Source organism: Agrobacterium sp. 22117 (assembly GCF_052045735.1).
GTDB classification, from domain to species: Bacteria; Pseudomonadota; Alphaproteobacteria; order Rhizobiales; family Rhizobiaceae; genus Agrobacterium; species Agrobacterium cavarae.
Window position 1 is genome coordinate 541,614 of the sequence record NZ_JBQEPP010000003.1, and the last position, 16,007, is coordinate 557,620.

General features: G+C 58.0%; 13 protein-coding genes. 7 read left to right on the forward strand and 6 right to left on the reverse strand.

Annotation, left to right across the window (positions count from 1 at the left end; all coding sequences use genetic code 11):
• Nucleotides 1–136 precede the first annotated feature (136 nt).
• Nucleotides 137–1,054, forward strand: coding sequence for a DMT family transporter (locus tag ACTJKV_RS11100; RefSeq protein ID WP_274102447.1), 918 nt, complete (start codon nt 137–139; stop codon nt 1,052–1,054).
• Nucleotides 1,055–1,128: 74 nt separating this feature from the next.
• Nucleotides 1,129–1,458 (forward strand): heat shock protein HspQ, encoded by a 330-nt coding sequence (gene hspQ, locus ACTJKV_RS11105; protein WP_062437371.1) that lies wholly within the window; start codon nt 1,129–1,131, stop codon nt 1,456–1,458.
• A gap of 81 nt (nt 1,459–1,539) precedes the next feature.
• Here the strand turns inward: hspQ and ACTJKV_RS11110 are convergent, their stop codons facing one another.
• Nucleotides 1,540–2,187, reverse strand: a complete 648-nt coding sequence (locus tag ACTJKV_RS11110) for an invasion associated locus B family protein (RefSeq protein ID WP_062427402.1) — start codon at nt 2,185–2,187, stop codon at nt 1,540–1,542.
• 318 nt (nt 2,188–2,505) lie between these two features.
• Between ACTJKV_RS11110 and ACTJKV_RS11115 the strand changes: the two genes are divergently transcribed.
• The 3 genes from ACTJKV_RS11115 to ACTJKV_RS11125 all read left to right on the forward strand — a co-directional run bounded on the left by ACTJKV_RS11115 (nt 2,506) and on the right by ACTJKV_RS11125 (nt 6,133).
• Entirely contained in the window at nt 2,506–4,332 is a 1,827-nt protein-coding gene (locus ACTJKV_RS11115) for an extracellular solute-binding protein (protein WP_153311496.1), read from the forward strand.
• A gap of 108 nt (nt 4,333–4,440) precedes the next feature.
• Entirely contained in the window at nt 4,441–5,112 is a 672-nt protein-coding gene (locus ACTJKV_RS11120; RefSeq protein ID WP_144620743.1) for a DsbA family oxidoreductase, read from the forward strand.
• A gap of 76 nt (nt 5,113–5,188) precedes the next feature.
• Nucleotides 5,189–6,133: a DMT family transporter gene (locus ACTJKV_RS11125; RefSeq protein WP_113265743.1), complete on the forward strand. Its 945-nt coding sequence runs from the start codon at nt 5,189–5,191 to the stop codon at nt 6,131–6,133.
• 92 nt (nt 6,134–6,225) lie between these two features.
• Here ACTJKV_RS11125 and ACTJKV_RS11130 read toward each other — a convergent pair whose 3' ends face one another.
• From ACTJKV_RS11130 to ACTJKV_RS11140, 3 genes are all read right to left on the reverse strand, one after another.
• On the reverse strand, nt 6,226–6,546 hold the full coding sequence (locus tag ACTJKV_RS11130) for a hypothetical protein (protein ID WP_062427406.1): 321 nt from the start codon (nt 6,544–6,546) through the stop codon (nt 6,226–6,228).
• 138 nt (nt 6,547–6,684) lie between these two features.
• A complete protein-coding gene (mfd, locus tag ACTJKV_RS11135) occupies nt 6,685–10,194 on the reverse strand; it encodes a transcription-repair coupling factor (protein ID WP_440598655.1) in 3,510 nt (1,169 codons plus the stop codon).
• A gap of 3 nt (nt 10,195–10,197) precedes the next feature.
• Nucleotides 10,198–10,509 (reverse strand): FAD assembly factor SdhE, encoded by a 312-nt coding sequence (locus ACTJKV_RS11140; RefSeq protein ID WP_062427408.1) that lies wholly within the window; start codon nt 10,507–10,509, stop codon nt 10,198–10,200.
• Between the two features lie 190 nt (nt 10,510–10,699).
• Between ACTJKV_RS11140 and recG the strand changes: the two genes are divergently transcribed.
• On the forward strand, nt 10,700–12,805 hold the full coding sequence (gene recG, locus ACTJKV_RS11145; protein ID WP_274102449.1) for an ATP-dependent DNA helicase RecG: 2,106 nt from the start codon (nt 10,700–10,702) through the stop codon (nt 12,803–12,805).
• A gap of 7 nt (nt 12,806–12,812) precedes the next feature.
• Complete coding sequence (locus ACTJKV_RS11150; protein WP_113265740.1) at nt 12,813–13,079, forward strand: hypothetical protein; 267 nt, start codon at nt 12,813–12,815, stop codon at nt 13,077–13,079.
• Between the two features lie 105 nt (nt 13,080–13,184).
• On the opposite strand, the gene ACTJKV_RS11155 is transcribed toward ACTJKV_RS11150, so the two are convergent.
• Both ACTJKV_RS11155 and ACTJKV_RS11160 read right to left on the reverse strand, forming a co-directional pair.
• Complete coding sequence (locus tag ACTJKV_RS11155; protein ID WP_274102450.1) at nt 13,185–14,672, reverse strand: esterase-like activity of phytase family protein; 1,488 nt, start codon at nt 14,670–14,672, stop codon at nt 13,185–13,187.
• Between the two features lie 164 nt (nt 14,673–14,836).
• Nucleotides 14,837–15,991 carry an aminodeoxychorismate synthase component I gene (locus ACTJKV_RS11160; RefSeq protein WP_274102451.1) on the reverse strand — a complete coding sequence of 385 codons (1,155 nt, stop codon included), beginning with the start codon at nt 15,989–15,991 and terminating at the stop codon, nt 14,837–14,839.
• Nucleotides 15,992–16,007 lie beyond the last annotated feature (16 nt).

The following is a 16,007-nucleotide window of genomic DNA, read 5'->3' on the forward strand; positions in this document are numbered from 1 at the left end:
AGCGCCTCTCTCAAACCTTACGCCATCCTGGCAGGATATATGCCCATCGAACGACTTGAGGCGCCCTGCGGGGCGCCTTTCTCTTTCCAACGAGCAGGTCGCCGATGAGTAGTCTGCTCACATGCGAAAACTGGAAATGCCCATGAGCCCCGCCCCGTCCCCTCGCCTGCGTGACTGGCTGATCTTTCTGGCCGTTCCCTTCTTCTTCTCCAGCAATGTGATATTCGGGCGCGGCATCAGCGGCGAAGTCTCACCCTTTACCACGGCATTTCTGCGTTGGTCGCTATCCACCCTTTTCGTGCTACCCTTCATCCTGGGCGACTGGCGCGCCTGCGTCACCTTCATCCGCAAGAAGACAATGCTCTGGTTTGTGCTCGGCGCGCTTGGCATGGCGGTGTGTGGTGGCGTGGTCTATTGGGGCCTGACAAAAACCTCGGCCGCCAACGGCACGCTGATTTACACCACATCCTCGCTCTTCATCATCATCTTTCAGCGCATCTTCCAGGCTCGACCGATCAGACGGCTTGAACTCATTGGTATGCTCATTGCCTTTGCCGGCGTGGCGGAGATCGTTCTGAAGGGAGATATCTCGCAACTATGGGCATTGAATTTCAACATTGGCGATCTCGCAATCTTGAGCGGCGCCATCGCCTTCGCAATCTACTCCCTGCTGCTGCGTGATCCCGCCGCGCGCGATCTCGCATCGCTGAGCCTCTTTGGCACGATCGCCTTTTCCGGCGCTCTTGTTCTGGCACCACTCGCTGGCATAGAACTTTTCAACGGCGGCCTTTTACCCTCGACGCCGACGGCCTGGGCAAAGATTGGTGGTATCATTCTCTTTGCGTCGATTGCGGCCTTCTACTGCTTCACGCATACGGTCCGCGTGTTCGGACCGGTTACAGCCGGCATTACGCTTTACATGATGCCGCCAGTATCCATCGTCATGGCCGTGTTGTTTCTTGGCGAGACATTCGAACCATATCATGCGGTGGGCATTATACTTGTGACAGGAGGCGTGGTTCTCGCAACGGCACCTTTGGGAAAAATCCGCTGATAGGCGCTTGAGACCGCTACATCTTGATATTTCCGCATCATACCCCAAATTATACGGGGAAAGGATGACATGCCATGAAACAACGAAACGCAAAATTTACGATCGGTGAAGTCGTTCGCCACAAGGTGTTTCCGTTCCGCGGTGTGATATTCGACGTTGATCCCGAATACGCAAATACCGAGGAATGGTGGAACGCGATCCCGGCTGAGATCCGCCCCGACCGCGACCAGCCCTTCTACCACCTGCTGGCGGAAAACGATGAGACGGAATACGTCGCATACGTCTCTGAGCAGAACCTTGTGCATGACGAGAGCGAGCAGCCATTGCGCAATCCGAATATCACCCGGATATTCGACACCACTCCCAATGGTGAACTCAGGCCAAAGTCGGCCATGACGCATTGAGCCAGCAAGCCCCAAAACCCAGACACGAAAAAACCGGCCTCAAACGAAGCCGGTTCTTTTTTTTGATCTCTGCAGATCAGATTAGTTTGCAGGCTTGGCCTTGGCAGCGTCCTGTGCTGCTTCCAGCTTCTTGCGGGCTTCCTCAGCCTTCTTCTGCATGCCTTCCTGCAGCGAACGCTGGCTTTCGGCAAGCTGAGACTGGCTGATCGGCTGGCCGTCATAAGCACCGGTGAAGCCGTTCAGCGCAATCTTGATCGGGTTCGGAGCGCGACGGAAGTTGATCGAGGTGAAGACGACTTCGTTGCCCTTCTTCAGGCTTGCAATCATCGCATCCGTCAGCTGCACTTCAGCGGTGCACTTGTCTGGAAGGCAGACGGCGTAATCGAGCTTCTGGCCCTTGCCGCCATCGATCTGCATGACGACGCCCGGAGGCAGAAGACGTGCAGTCGGGACGGACACCTGAAGGATCTTGCGGTTGACCTTGCCTTCGACGCTGATCAGGCCAACGGCGGTGATCATCTGGCCGTTCTGGGCAAGAACGATATTCTGCACGACGCAAACATCATTGTCTTCCTGCTTGCTGCAGGTCTTGAACCAGCCCAGCGGCGGAGCGCCTGCCGGAGCGGCAGCCTGCTGAGCCTGAGAAACAGCCGGTGCAGACACGGCGCCCAGAGAAAGAACGAGAGCAGACAGGGCCGCCCGGGTGAATGTGTTTGCAGTTTGCATCATAAGAGTTCCGTCTCCTGAATTTATGCGAAGCAGCGCTTCATGTGAGCACCGCTCAACATCGCCGGTATCCGTCTGCCCGTTCCACTGTCGTTTAAATGAGGCAAATGCGTGACCCGAGTGTTTCGGGACTCCTGTTACATCCCGATCGACCTGATATCCAGCATTTCTTTTACTTTTTCCTTGTATCCGACAAGATTTCCATGATCGGATGCCCCTGTCCGCTGTGATAGATTTGCGCGGGAATCAAACAAGACAGGCGATTTGAGTTCAGGTCCCACGACCTTGGAATCAACAGCCCGAATGCGACAGGATAGTGACATGCGAAGCCTTTTGGCGCTCATTCCCGCCCTTCTTATCTCCGGCATGGCGATGGCTGAACCGCTTCACGGCATTTCGATGCATGGCAAACCCGCCCTGCCGGCGGACTTCAAGAACCTTCCTTATGTCAATCCGGACGTCAAGAAAGGCGGACGCGTCTCCTACGGCGTCGTCGGCACATTCGATGCGCTCAATCCCTTCGTTTTGAAGGGTATGCGCACCACCGCGCGTGGCGTTTGGGACCCGGAATTCGGCAATCTTCTTTATGAACCGCTGATGCAGCGCTCCCATGACGAGCCCTTCACCCTATACGGCCTGCTGGCGGAAAGCGCCGAATGGGACGATGAGCGAACCTACATCCAATTCAACCTCAATCCGAAAGCCCACTGGCAGGATGGCAAGCCCGTCACGCCGGAAGATGTGATCTTCAGCTTCAATCTTTTGAAGGAAAAGGGTCGTCCGCCTTTCGACAGCCGCCTGAATGGCGTTGCCAAGATGGAAAAGGTGGGCGAGCGCAGCGTTCGCTTCACCTTCAATGAAAAAGCCAATCGCGAGACACCTCTCATCCTGGCATCCTCCACGCCGATCCTGCCCGCCCACGCCATCGATGCCAAAACCTTCGAGCAGGCAGGCCTCGGGCCGGTGATCGGCTCCGGTCCCTATCGAATCAAGACCCTGCGACCTGGCGAACAGATCGTCTGGGAACGGGACAAGAATTATTGGGGCAAGGATATTCCCTCGAAGATCGGTTTCGATAATTACGACGAGATCAGCGTCACCTACTTCCTGCAGGTGACGACGATGTTCGAAGCCTTCAAGAAGGGCGATATCGACATCTATCCGGAAGGCGATGCAATCAACGGTACCTCTGATACCTCCCACTGGGGCCAGGCTTATAATTTCCCGGCGGTTCAGCGGGGCGACATCTCGAAAGATGTTTTCGAACCGGGCCTACCGTCTGGCATGTTCGGTCTGGTCTTCAACACCCGTCGCCCTATGTTTGCCGACGAGAAGGTGCGTGAGGGACTGTCCTACGTGCTCGATTTCGAGTGGATGAACCGAAACATTCTCGGTGGCGCCTTCAAGCGAACCCAAAGCTACTGGCAGAACTCCAAGCTCGGTGCCTATGGCAACCCGGCCAACGAAAAGGAATTGGCGCTGCTCGGCGACGCCGCAAAGCGTCTGCCGCCGGAGATCCTGGCAGGCACCTACGAAATGCCGACGACCGACGGAACGGGCGCAGATCGCACCGTCCTGAAGAAAGCCGTCTCCAAGCTCGGTGAGGCTGGCTTGACCATCAAGAACGGCAAGATGGTCGATAAGGATGGCAGGCCGCTGAGCTTCGAGCTCATGACGCAAAACCCTGCTCAGGAGCGTATTGCGCTTGCCTACCAGCGTTCTCTGAAGCTGATCGGCGTCGATATGGCGATCCGCTCCGTGGATGACGGGCAGTATCAATCCCGCTCGAATAGCTTCGATTATGACATGATCATCCGTTCCTTCCCGTCGTCCTTGTCGCCGGGTGCAGAACAGATCAATCGCTGGGGCTCGGTCTCGAAAAATGCCAACGGCAGTTTCAATTATGCCGGCGTTGCGGACCCGGATGTCGACCGGATGATCGAGGCCTTGCTGCAGGCCCGTGAGACGGAAGATTTCGAGGTTGCCGTGCGCGCCTATGATCGGCTTCTGACGGCTGGCCACTATGTGATTCCGCTCTACTATATCGGTGCACAATGGGTAGCCCGCTGGAAATATATCGACCGGCCGGAGAAGACCCCGCTCACCGGAAACCAGAAGCAGACATGGTGGGACGCGCGCGCGCAGTAGAAGGCTTGCGCCGCTCCACCAGTGACGGTTCCCTTTTGGTAACGCCTTGTGCCGTAAGCACAGACTATCTAGATGAGGCGTTATTCAAACACAGGAAGGAACAGCACCATGCAACGCATTGTCATCGACATCGTCTCGGACATGGTGTGTCCCTGGTGCTATCTCGGAAAAGCGCGTCTCGATCTGGCCCTGGCTGAAGTTCAGGACGAAGTCAGCGTCGACATCAACTGGCGTCCATATCAGTTGAACCCGGATTATCCGCCGGAAGGAGTCGATCAGAAAGTCGAGTTGGAAAAGAAACTCGGCGGCAAGGATCGCGTCGAACAGGCCCATAAGATGCTCACCGAACTCGGTCGTGAAGTGGGTATTGCCTATGATTTCGAGGCGATCAAAATCGGTCCGAACACGCTTGACGCGCACCGGCTTTCGCTCTGGGCGCATGCCGAGGACCGCGCGCTTCAGGACAGAATCGTCACGGCACTGTTCAAGGCAAACTTCGAAGAAGGCCGCAATATCGGCGATCATGCCGTGCTGATCGACGTCGCAGGTAAATGCGGTATGGACCGCGAACTCGTATCCCGCCTACTGGCGTCAGATGCTGATAAGGATACGATCAAGGCCGAGATTGATGCGGCGCAGCAAATGGGCGTTTCCGGGGTCCCGTTCTTTATCCTGGATCAGAAATACGCCGTCAGCGGCGCACAAACGCCGGACGTGCTTATTAATGCACTGCGGGATATTGCCAAAATGAAAGCGGAAGAGCATAGGGCAATGAACTGATCGCAGCGCCCGAAATGGCGTGAGTAGCGCCTCGTCGCCGCTGCGATTTTCGACCCAGTAATCCAGCGGTGATTTCGTGCCAGACAGCAGGTTGAAGGGCATATTGCTCGCCTTTGCCGCCTTCGCGGCCTATGCTTTCAGCGATGCAAGCGTAAAACTTATCGACGGGCAACTCCCACCCGTCGAATCGGGCTTCTTCGGAGCGTTCTTCGGGCTGCTCGCACTCCCCTTCATCCGCAAGCGTCACGATGCCTGGACAGATATCGTCCGCACGACGAACCGGTCTCTCTGGCTTTTGCGGTTCTTTGCCACCGGTGCCAGCACCATCGGCAGCGTCGTCGCATTTACCCATCTTGCCATGGCGGAAGCCTTTGCCCTGATTTTCCTCCTGCCCTCCTTCGTCACCATCATGTCGGTCATCTTTCTAAAGGAGCAGGTCGGCATCAAGCGGTGGTCGGCGGTCATCATCGGCTTCGCCGGCGTTCTCATCATCTTGAGACCGGGCTTCCGCGAACTCTCCATCGGTCATCTCGGGGCGATCATTGGCGGCATGGGCGGGGCGATCTCCATCGTCATCTTCCGCGCGATCGGGCCACGGGAAAAGAACATCTCGCTTTATGGAGCGGGCCTGCTTGGCTGCCTTGCTGTCTGCGGCGTGTTGATGATTCCCACCTTCACGCTTCCGAACGCCGAACAATGGCTGATGCTGGCTGGCTACGGCCTGCTGGCGGCGCTTGCCAATGTCCTCATCATGTATGCCGCGCAATATGCGCCCGCAGCGGTGATCGGCCCGACGCAGTACAGCCAAATGCTCTGGGCCATTCTTTTCGGATACCTGATCTTCGGCGACAGGATAGACGGCTGGATGCTCGTCGGCATCGCACTGATCGTGGGCTCTGGCCTGCTGACGCTGATGCGCGAAAAACAGCGGAACGTGCCACTGCCAAACTCTGTTGCTGCATCGGACCAGAATGTAACGGCCGTTATGTTGCCGGATGAAAAAACGGAGGCGGGCCGATAGTCGGCCCGCCCCGTTTATAACCACTTGATTGAAAAATTTTATTTATTTTCGTCTTACAATATCAGCTCACATCAACAGCAATATCATTCACATCAATCGCAGACACGGACGCGATACATGTCGCCAAATCCGTCCTGACGCCATGCAACATGGCAACGGGGATAGACGGGCTCGTAAACGACAGGGGGCGGGCCGTAATAGGTGGGTTCGGCGTAAACAGGCGTGCCATAAACCGGCCTGTCATGCGCAGCAGACAGCAATGCGCCGCCTACGAGTGTACCAGCAATACCGGCGGCAAGGCCGCGGCCGAAATTGTTGCGTGCTTCAGCTTGGCTGGTGGTGGCAATTGTGGTGCCCGCAATTGTCAAAGCAACCAGACCAGCGGTGACAAATCTGTTCTTCAATGTCCACATAGTCCTGCTCCTTAAAATCTGTCAGCACATCGTCCTGTGCTGATGAGGATGAGACTACGCCCCGGAAGACTACCGATACATGTCCGTTTGATTAATTCCCTGTAAGGAATCTCAAGGACGCGATTTTTCTTACTTGCGTCAGGATTTCGCCAGTTCCGCAAGCTGTGTCATGATCATCGCCGCGCCGGCCAGGCGCTTTTCAGGCGTCGGCAGATCGCGGGTGAGGAACACGCTGTGGTCAGGCCTGATCTTTGCCATGGAGCCCTGCTTGGCGATGTAGCCAACGAGTGCCGCCGGGTTCGGGAACTCCTTGTTGCGGAACTGCACGACGACGCCCTTCGGACCGGCATCCAGCTTCTCGACATTGGCGGTACGGCAGAGCGACTTGACGTAAACGATCTTCAAGAGATGCTGCACTTCCTTCGGCAGCGGCCCGAAGCGGTCGATCATTTCCGCGCCGAAGCCGTCGATCTCGTTGAGGTCCGTCAATTCGCCCAGGCGACGGTAAAGCCCCATGCGCAGGTGCAGGTCAGGCACATAGCTTTCCGGAATCATCACGGAGGTACCGACGGAGATTTGTGGCGACCAGCCGGTGTCGATAACGTCGTCCTCGCCCTTCACCTCGGCAACCGCTTCTTCCAGCATCTGCTGGTAAAGCTCGAAACCGACTTCCTTGATATGGCCGGATTGCTCTTCGCCAAGCAGATTGCCGGCACCGCGAATATCGAGATCGTGGCTGGCAAGCTGGAAGCCCGCACCGAGCGTGTCGAGCGACTGAAGCACCTTCAACCGGCGCTCGGCCATCGTCGTCAGCACCTTGTTGACCGGCAGCGTGAAGAGCGCAAAGGCGCGAACCTTGGAACGCCCGACACGACCACGTAGCTGATAGAGCTGTGCCAGACCGAACATGTCCGCGCGGTGGACGATCAGCGTATTGGCGGTCGGCACGTCGAGACCGGATTCAACGATGGTGGTGGACAGAAGCACATCATATTTGCCGTCATAGAAAGCATTCATGATGTCTTCCAATTCCCCCGCCGGCATCTGCCCATGGGCAACTGCGACCTTCAGCTCGGGCACATCCGATTGCAGGAAGGCTTGAATGTCCGCCAGATCGGCCAGACGCGGGCAGACATAGAAGCTCTGCCCGCCGCGATAATGCTCGCGCATCAAAGTTTCGCGGATGACAAGTGGATCGAAAGGCGAAATGAAGGTGCGAACCGCCATGCGGTCGACCGGCGGCGTGGTGATCAACGACAGTTCGCGCACACCCGTCATTGCCAATTGCAAGGTGCGGGGGATTGGCGTTGCGGATAGTGTCAGAACGTGAACATCGCTCTTCAACTCCTTCAGCCGCTCCTTGTGCTTGACGCCAAAATGCTGCTCTTCGTCGATGATCAGAAGGCCGAGATTGGCGAAGGTGATCCCCTGCCCCAGAAGCGCATGCGTGCCGACAACGATATCGGTCTTGCCTTCCGCTACTTCCTTCTTGACGAGATTGAGCTCCTTCGCGCCGACCAGGCGCGACGCCTGCTGTACGCGGATCGGAAGTCCACGGAAACGCTCTGAGAAGGTGCGGAAATGCTGACGTGCCAGAAGCGTGGTCGGCACGACGACGGCCACTTGAACGCCATTCATGGCCGCAAGGAAGGCCGCGCGCAGCGCCACTTCCGTCTTGCCGAAGCCCACATCGCCGCAGATCAGGCGGTCCATGGGCCGGCCGGCACCAAGATCGTCCCGGATCGAGTCGATGGCATTCATCTGATCTTCAGTTTCCTCATAGGGGAAACGCGCGGCAAACTCGTCGTAGAGGCCATCGGGTGCCGTCAAAACCGGCGCCTGGCGCACGAGACGAGCGGCAGCAATCCGAATGAGATCGCCTGCCATATCGAGGAGGCGTTTCTTGAGCTTCGCCTTGCGCATCTGCCATGCGCCGCCGCCAAGCTTGTCAAGCTGGGCTTCCGCCGCATCCGAACCGTATCGGGACAGAAGATCGATATTCTCGACCGGCAGGAACAGCTTGGCATCGTCGGCGTAATGCAGTTCAAGGCAGTCACGCGGAGCACCGGCGGCCTCGATGGTGCGGAGCCCGACGAAGCGACCGATACCATGTTCGGCATGCACGACGAGCGATCCTTCGTCCAGTCCCGCTACTTCCGAAATGAAGTCGGCACCGCGCTTGCGGCGTTTGGAGCGGCGCACCATGCGGTCGCCAAGGATGTCCTGTTCGCCGATAATGGCGAGATTGCTCGTACCGAGGGTCGTCTCAAAACCGGCTTCGAGGCTGAGAACCGCCGATGCCGCCTCGCCCTTTGCGAGTTTCTCGATCTCTTTGAGTGATGAGATCGGCTTGATTTTTTCAAGCCCGTGCTCGTTCAAAACCTGCAAGAGGCGGTCCAGCGACCCTTCCGACCAACCGGTAATCAGAACCTTCCAGCCCTTGGACCGGCGCTCGGCAATGTGTTTGACTGCCAGATCAAAGACATTGACGCGGTCTTCGCTGCCGCCTTCGGCCGGAGGCTTTGCCCAGCGAGGACCCACATGTGCATCGAGAGTGGCCACTGGCCTGTCGTTGGAGTCCTGCTCATTGAAGGGCGTCAGGCGCACGGCATTGACGGCGTTCAGCGCCTCATCGAAGCTCTTGCCGCCGAGGTAGAGTTGGCTGGGTGACACCGGCTTGTAAGGCGCGCCCTGCGTGGCACCCTTGGTCTGGCCGGAATTGCGCCGCGCCTCGAAGTAATCATGCACGAGCTTGGAGCGCTCGACAGCCGCCTCGCGCGCGTTGTGATCGGTGACGATGCGGAAGCCTTGCAGATAGTCGAATGCGGTTTCCAGCTTCTCGTAGAAGAGCGGCAGCCAGTGCTCCATGCCGGCATAACGTCGGCCTTCCGAGACAGCCTGATAGAGTGAATCGTCACGGGTGGCGGCGCCGAAGAGCGACAGATAATTCTTGCGGAAGCGGCTGATCGTATCCGGCGTCAGCGTCACTTCACTCATCGGGCTGAGATCGAGCGAGCGGGCCTGGCCAATGGTGCGCTGGCTGGCGGGATCGAAGGTGCGTATGCTCTCCAGCGTATCGCCGAAGAAATCAAGACGCACCGGCTCTTCCGTGCCGGGAACGAAGACATCGAGAATACCGCCGCGCACGGCAAATTCGCCGACCTCGCGAACCGTCGCAACACGGTCGAAACCGTTACGCTCCAGACGCGCGGCGATCTCTTCCATGCGGATCTGATTACCCGGCTTGGCGGAGAAAGCCAGACTCTCGATGACATCGCGCGGCGCCATCTTTTGCAGCATCGCATTGACCGTGACGAGCACGATGGCCGGATGCGGCTTCTTTTGATGCTGGATGAGGCCGGAAAGCGCTGCCAGCCGGCGCGCGGAAGTATCCGCACTCGGGGACACGCGGTCGTAGGGAAGGCAGTCCCACGCGGGCAACGTCAGAACCGGAATGTCCGGGGCCACGAACCCAAGGATCTGCTCGAGATCTGCAACGCGGTGTCCGTCCGATACGACATAGGCAACGGATGTTCGACCGCGCGCCATATCTGCCAGGAGAAGCGCCTCCACTCCGGACGGCACATTTCCAATGGTCAGCGGCGTATCGGCCGATGCCACCAGCTTCACATCAATCCCGGCGATCATAAATCAGGCTTTCGTTGTCTCGGATGTGACCGGATCGAAGTCCGGGCGATAAGAGGCGATTTTCATGAAGAGAGGCGTCTGGAATTTTTCAGGGATCGGCAGAGCGCCCGTCACCATCTTGACGAGGTCGTTGTCCTCCTCAGCCATGATCACTTCCAGCTCGTCGAGTTCTGCATCTGAAAGATCGCCGATATTGTCTTCGGCGAACTGGCCCAAAACCAGATCCATTTCGCGAATGCCGCGGTGCCAACAGCGATAGAGAATCCGCCGGCGTCTCGGTTCGAGGTCGGCACTCGTGCGCACCAGTCCAGTCATCGCAGTCACCTGTTTGTTGGAAATTCAACAAATTGTTGATTTTCGTTCTCCTATAGAACAGGACAGGAACGCTTGGGAACCGCTATTTGTGCAAATATGCGGCACAGGGCATAAAAACTGCCGGTGATAAACGCGCTTTATCGGTGTCGCGCTATTGCAATGGGGACAGCCTTCCCCGATTTTGCAGCCCATGCGCCCCGCCATACTCGATCCCCTGTTTGCCACAGTCTCTTCGCTTGCCGGCGTCGGGCCGAAGCTTGCCGATCTGTTGGCAAAACTTTTGGGCCGCGAGAACGCCGAAGACACCCGCGTTATCGATCTGCTGTTTCATGCGCCGTCCAATATCATCGACCGGCGTAACCGCCCGGGCATCGCGCTTGCACCGCAGGGCGCCATTGTCACCATTCAGGGACGCATCGACCGGCACCAGCCTGCGCCGCCCGGCAATCGCTCGGCACCCTATCGTGTCTTCCTGCATGACGAGACAGGCGAACTGGCGCTGACCTTCTTCCGCGCGCGCGGCGACTGGCTATCAAAGGCGCTTCCTGTCGATGAAGAGGTGATGGTCAGCGGCAAGATCGACTGGTTCAATGGCCGCGCCTCCATGGTTCATCCGGATTTCATGGTGAAGGTCTCGGAGGCCGACAATCTGCCGCTGGTCGAAGCCGTCTATCCGATGACGGCCGGTCTTTCGCCCAAGATATTGAAGCGTTCCATCGATAGCGCGTTGCAGCGCCTGCCGGTCTTCCCCGAATGGATCGACGAGACGCTTGCCACACGCCAAAGCTTCCCGCATGTGGCCGATGCCTTCCGCGATTTGCACGATCCACGCGACACTGTCGATATCGATCCGCAGGCCCCTGCCCGCCGCAGGCTTGCCTATGACGAGTTCCTGGCCGGACAGCTTTCGTTGGCACTGGTCCGACAGAGACTGCGCAAGGTCGCGGGTCAGCCGATCCGCGCCAAGGGAGATTATGCAGCGCGCATTCTGGCAGGCCTGCCCTTTTCGCTGACCGCAAGCCAGAACGCTGCGGTGAAGGATATTCTGACCGACATGGCAGGCGAAGACCGCATGCTCCGCCTGCTTCAGGGCGATGTCGGCGCGGGCAAGACGCTGGTGGCCCTGATGGCGATGGCAACGGCTGTGGAGGCCGGTGGCCAGGCCGTACTGATGGCGCCGACGGAAATTCTGGCGCGCCAGCATTTTGCAACGATGACGAAGTACGCCGCCGCCGCCGGCATCTCCTGCGAGGTTCTGACGGGCAGAACCAAGGGCAAGGAGCGCCGCGAAATCGAGGAGCGCATCGCATTCGGCGAAGCACAGATCGTGATTGGCACGCACGCCCTGTTTCAGGACAGCGTGTCCTACAAGAACCTCGTTCTTGCGGTGGTGGATGAGCAGCATCGCTTCGGCGTGCATCAACGCCTTCGTCTCACCGCCAAGGGCATCACGCCGCATATGCTGGTCATGACGGCAACACCCATTCCCCGCACGCTGGTTCTCGCCGCCTTCGGCGATATGGATGTCTCCAAGCTGACTGAAAAGCCCGCAGGCCGAAAGCCGATCCAGACGGTGACCATTCCCAATGAGCGGATCGGGGACATCGTCGACCGGCTGCGCAGCGCTTTGGCAGAGGGCAAGAAGGCCTACTGGATTTGCCCTCTGGTCGAGGAATCGGAGGAATCGGATCTCATGTCGGCAGAGGAACGACATGCGGTGCTCTCGCAGTCCTTGCGCGCCAATATCGGCCTCATCCATGGGCGGATGAGCGGGCCTGAGAAAGATGCTGCGATGCTTGCCTTCAAAAGCGGCGAAACGCGCCTGCTTGTGGCAACCACTGTCGTCGAAGTGGGCGTGGATGTGCCGGATGCCACGATCATGGTCATCGAGCACGCCGAGCGTTTCGGCCTTGCCCAACTTCACCAGCTGCGCGGTCGTGTCGGACGTGGCGACGAGGCCTCCACCTGCATATTGCTGTACAAGGGTCCGCTCAGCGAGAACGGCAAGGCGCGGCTCTCTATCCTGCGCGATAGCGAGGACGGCTTCCTGATTGCCGAAGAGGATCTGAAGCTGCGCGGCGAAGGAGAACTCCTCGGCACCCGCCAATCCGGCACGCCGGGCTTTCGCATAGCGAGCCTCGAGGCGCATGCCGATTTGCTGGAGATCGCCCGCAAGGATGCAGCCTATATGATAGAAAAAGACGCCGAGCTTGTGAGCGAGCGCGGCAAGAACCTCAGAACCCTGCTTTATCTCCATCGCAGGGACGAAGCCATCCGCTTCCTCCACGCAGGCTGATACACTCATGACAATCACACCCAACCCGCCACCGGCCTTCCAGAAGGGCTTTGCCCTGTGTTCGCCTGAAAACATTCTTCAACCGAAGACCTTCGCCAAGAGCGAGAAGAAGGCGATCGCAAAAGGCTTTAAGAAGCCCGGCCGCAAGCAAGCCTGGGCAGACGCTCTGGAACAGGGCTGGAGCGTCAGGCTCGTCTATATGCGCCTCTTCGTGCCCGTGTTTCATTCCACCACGTCCGGCGCGCAGGAATTCGAAGAGATCGACGACGATTGATATGCGTAAAAGAGCCGCGCCGAATGTTTTCGGCGCGGCTCTTTTTATGCGTAGATTCAAAAAGGTAAAGCGTTCTTTGTGCGTCCAATTAGGACGCACGGCGCTTTAGCGCTTGGCAACGCCCGGCAGCGTCACGCGGAACACCTGGAACATGGTGTCCACATCCGCATCACCTTCCGCCTTGTAAGACTTCCCAACCTGGAAACCGTCTTGCGTCAGGAAGTCGTTGTCATTGGCGACGAAGAGGAAATAATCATCCGGTGCGGAAGCATCGAGGACGCTTGCAATCGACATGGCCTCCCACTTCTCCGACAGGTTGTTCTTGTCGTTCGCGGCGCCATTGTGCAGGCCGAAGCGGGCAAGGTCCTTGGCGTCGTTGAGATCGATGAAGTCATGCAGAGCGGCTGGCTTGATGGCGCTATCCAGTACACCCTTGGGCGCAACCGGCTTCACATCGTCGAATTCGCCACCGGCGATGTCCGTCGCGCCGGAGAGATCCACGAGTTCTATTCTGCGGTAGACCGATGTATCGCCCTTCATGCCCTGACCATTGTTGCTGTCACGCGCCAGCATCAGGAATGCCTTGTCCGACAAAGCCAGGATTTCGCTCTGTGCTGCGACAAGCTTCTTATCCTTGCCCTCGAACTTCGGCAGCGGCACGACATATTCATGCACGAGCTTCAGGTGATCGACATCGCTCGCATCATAGACAAGTGCGCGGGTGTGATCGCGGGTCGATGAGGAATCGCCGCCATCCTGACGGGTTGCCGATTGCAAAACGGCGATGAGGTATTTGCCATCCGGGGTCAGCGACATGCCTTCCAGACCCTGATTGTTCTGGCGCCCAGTTTCGGGGTCCTTCGGATCGGGCTTCTTACCGCCTTCGCCAACGTTGTTGGAAGAGAAGTTGATCTCACCCTTGCGCATCGGCAGCAGCGCCTTGGGCGGTTGCGTGGCCGAGATCATCTTACCGTCGGCAGAGAAGTGATAGATATACGGGCCGTACTCGTCGCTGATGAGGAACGAGCCGTCGGCCAGACGCACCACCGCCTCGGCATCGAGAGAGACTTTGCCTGTAGACGCGAAAGGCAGCACAGGTGTGGCGCCGCTCGCCGGACGGGTACCGGCCTCAGGATCGAGGCCCGTCATGTTCTTGCCCTGCTCATCGGTCAAAAGCAGCGTATCGGCAAGCGTTGCCTGAACACCCGTCTGCTGCTTGTCCGCAGCCACATCACCGCCCGTTGCGGGCATCAGCGTCACATCGATCTTGTTGATACGGGCATTGTAGTCCGTCGTTCCTTCGACATTGTAGCCACGGTCCGGCAGCAGCCAGAGGGAACCGCGATAGCCATCGCCTTCCTTCTTCCAGCTGGTGACATCGATCGCCATGCCCGAGCCGGAGCCAAAGGTTTCGCCGAACTTGTCGCGCTGGCTGGCGGGGATACGACCAACGGCGACCAAGCCCTTGCTCGCGTAGCTGACGCCGTTTGCAGCAGCGGTGGTTTCAGCCATCACGGCAGCAGGAAACATGAAAATCGATGCCGCCAAGGCGGCAGCAAGCCGGCGAGAGGCAGAAGAACGGAATGATGTCATGGAACGGTATCCTTGAGAAAACAAAGAAAGACGAAGTCTTCGACACAGCATGTAGCGCGGGCGCACCGTGTTCCGGTTCGTGAAGAAGCCTGCTCCCTGGTACCTGTCTCTAAGATCGATCCATGACACTTGCATGACGGCTGAGGTTTATGGCGTTAGCGAGCTTAGACGAGCTTTCGGTCGCCGGCCGCAAACTTTGCCTTGAGAAGGCATTCGTCATATTCGGACTGCGCGGTGGAATCGAAGACAATCCCGCCACCGACATTGAAGGTCGCGCGCCCATCGTCGAAAAGGGTGATGGTGCGGATCGCGACCGAAAACCGCATGTCACCCTTTGGTGAAATCATGCCGATCGCGCCGCAATAGACGTCGCGAGGCCCGACCTCCAGGTCATGCAATATCTCCATCGCCCGCATCTTCGGTGCTCCTGTTACCGAGCCGCAGGGAAAGAGTGCTGCAAAAATGTCGGCGATCGTCATGTCCGGCAGGAGCTTTGCGCGCACATGGCTGACCATCTGGTGCACGGTCGGATAGGTCTCGATTTCGAAGAGCTTTGGCACATCCAGAGTACCGACTTCTGTGATCCGCGAAATGTCGTTGCGCAGCAGATCGACGATCATGCGGTTTTCTGCGAGCGTCTTCTCGTCCTTGCCCATAGCGGAAATGATTGCTGCATCCTCATCAGCCGACGCTCCGCGCTTGACCGTACCCTTCATCGGATGGGTCTCGATCCAGCTGTCCGCATTGACGGAGAAGAAGAGTTCCGGCGAACGTGAAAGGATGACGGGTCCGTCCAGGTGAACCAGCGCACCGTATTTGACTGGCTGTCGCTCGATCAGAGACCAGAAGGCGAGAAGCGGATCTCCATGCCACCGACCAGTGACAGGCATGGTAAGGTTAGCCTGGTAACAATCTCCTTGGCGGAGATGCTGATGCAGTCGATTGAACTGTTTCTCGTAGTCAGCAAAGGTCCATGACGCCGTGAGATCGCTCAAAAAATCGTCAGGCGCCATAAGTTTCAATGGCTTGGATGCCGCACTTGTATCACCGGATGGTGACGAAAACACACCAAAGCACAATAGCGGGCAAGCCCGATCTTGCTCTGCGAGAGGCCTCAGCTTGGGCTCGAAAAGGTATCCTGCCTCATAGGACATATAGCCGGCTAAATATTTTCCGCTTGTTCTGGCGGCCTGCATTCTTTCAAGCGCGGGAAAGACGTCGCTGGCCTCATGCGCAACGATAATCTCCTCCGGCTCCGTAAACAGCGTCACGGTGCCGGTCGTATCGTCACGAAAAAGAACGTAAGGCGCATCTAGCATTCAGCTATCCGATGAT

Coding starts and splice junctions, on each gene's coding strand:
- ACTJKV_RS11100 (WP_274102447.1), top strand. CDS start 137: ATGCCCATGAGCCCCGCCCCGTCCCCTCGCCTGCGTGACTGGCTGATC.
- hspQ (WP_062437371.1), top strand. CDS start 1,129: ATGAAACAACGAAACGCAAAATTTACGATCGGTGAAGTCGTTCGCCAC.
- ACTJKV_RS11110 (WP_062427402.1), bottom strand. CDS start 2,187: ATGATGCAAACTGCAAACACATTCACCCGGGCGGCCCTGTCTGCTCTC.
- ACTJKV_RS11115 (WP_153311496.1), top strand. CDS start 2,506: ATGCGAAGCCTTTTGGCGCTCATTCCCGCCCTTCTTATCTCCGGCATG.
- ACTJKV_RS11120 (WP_144620743.1), top strand. CDS start 4,441: ATGCAACGCATTGTCATCGACATCGTCTCGGACATGGTGTGTCCCTGG.
- ACTJKV_RS11130 (WP_062427406.1), bottom strand. CDS start 6,546: ATGTGGACATTGAAGAACAGATTTGTCACCGCTGGTCTGGTTGCTTTG.
- mfd (WP_440598655.1), bottom strand. CDS start 10,194: ATGATCGCCGGGATTGATGTGAAGCTGGTGGCATCGGCCGATACGCCG.
- ACTJKV_RS11140 (WP_062427408.1), bottom strand. CDS start 10,509: ATGACTGGACTGGTGCGCACGAGTGCCGACCTCGAACCGAGACGCCGG.
- recG (WP_274102449.1), top strand. CDS start 10,700: ATGCGCCCCGCCATACTCGATCCCCTGTTTGCCACAGTCTCTTCGCTT.
- ACTJKV_RS11150 (WP_113265740.1), top strand. CDS start 12,813: ATGACAATCACACCCAACCCGCCACCGGCCTTCCAGAAGGGCTTTGCC.
- ACTJKV_RS11155 (WP_274102450.1), bottom strand. CDS start 14,672: ATGACATCATTCCGTTCTTCTGCCTCTCGCCGGCTTGCTGCCGCCTTG.
- ACTJKV_RS11160 (WP_274102451.1), bottom strand. CDS start 15,991: ATGCTAGATGCGCCTTACGTTCTTTTTCGTGACGATACGACCGGCACC.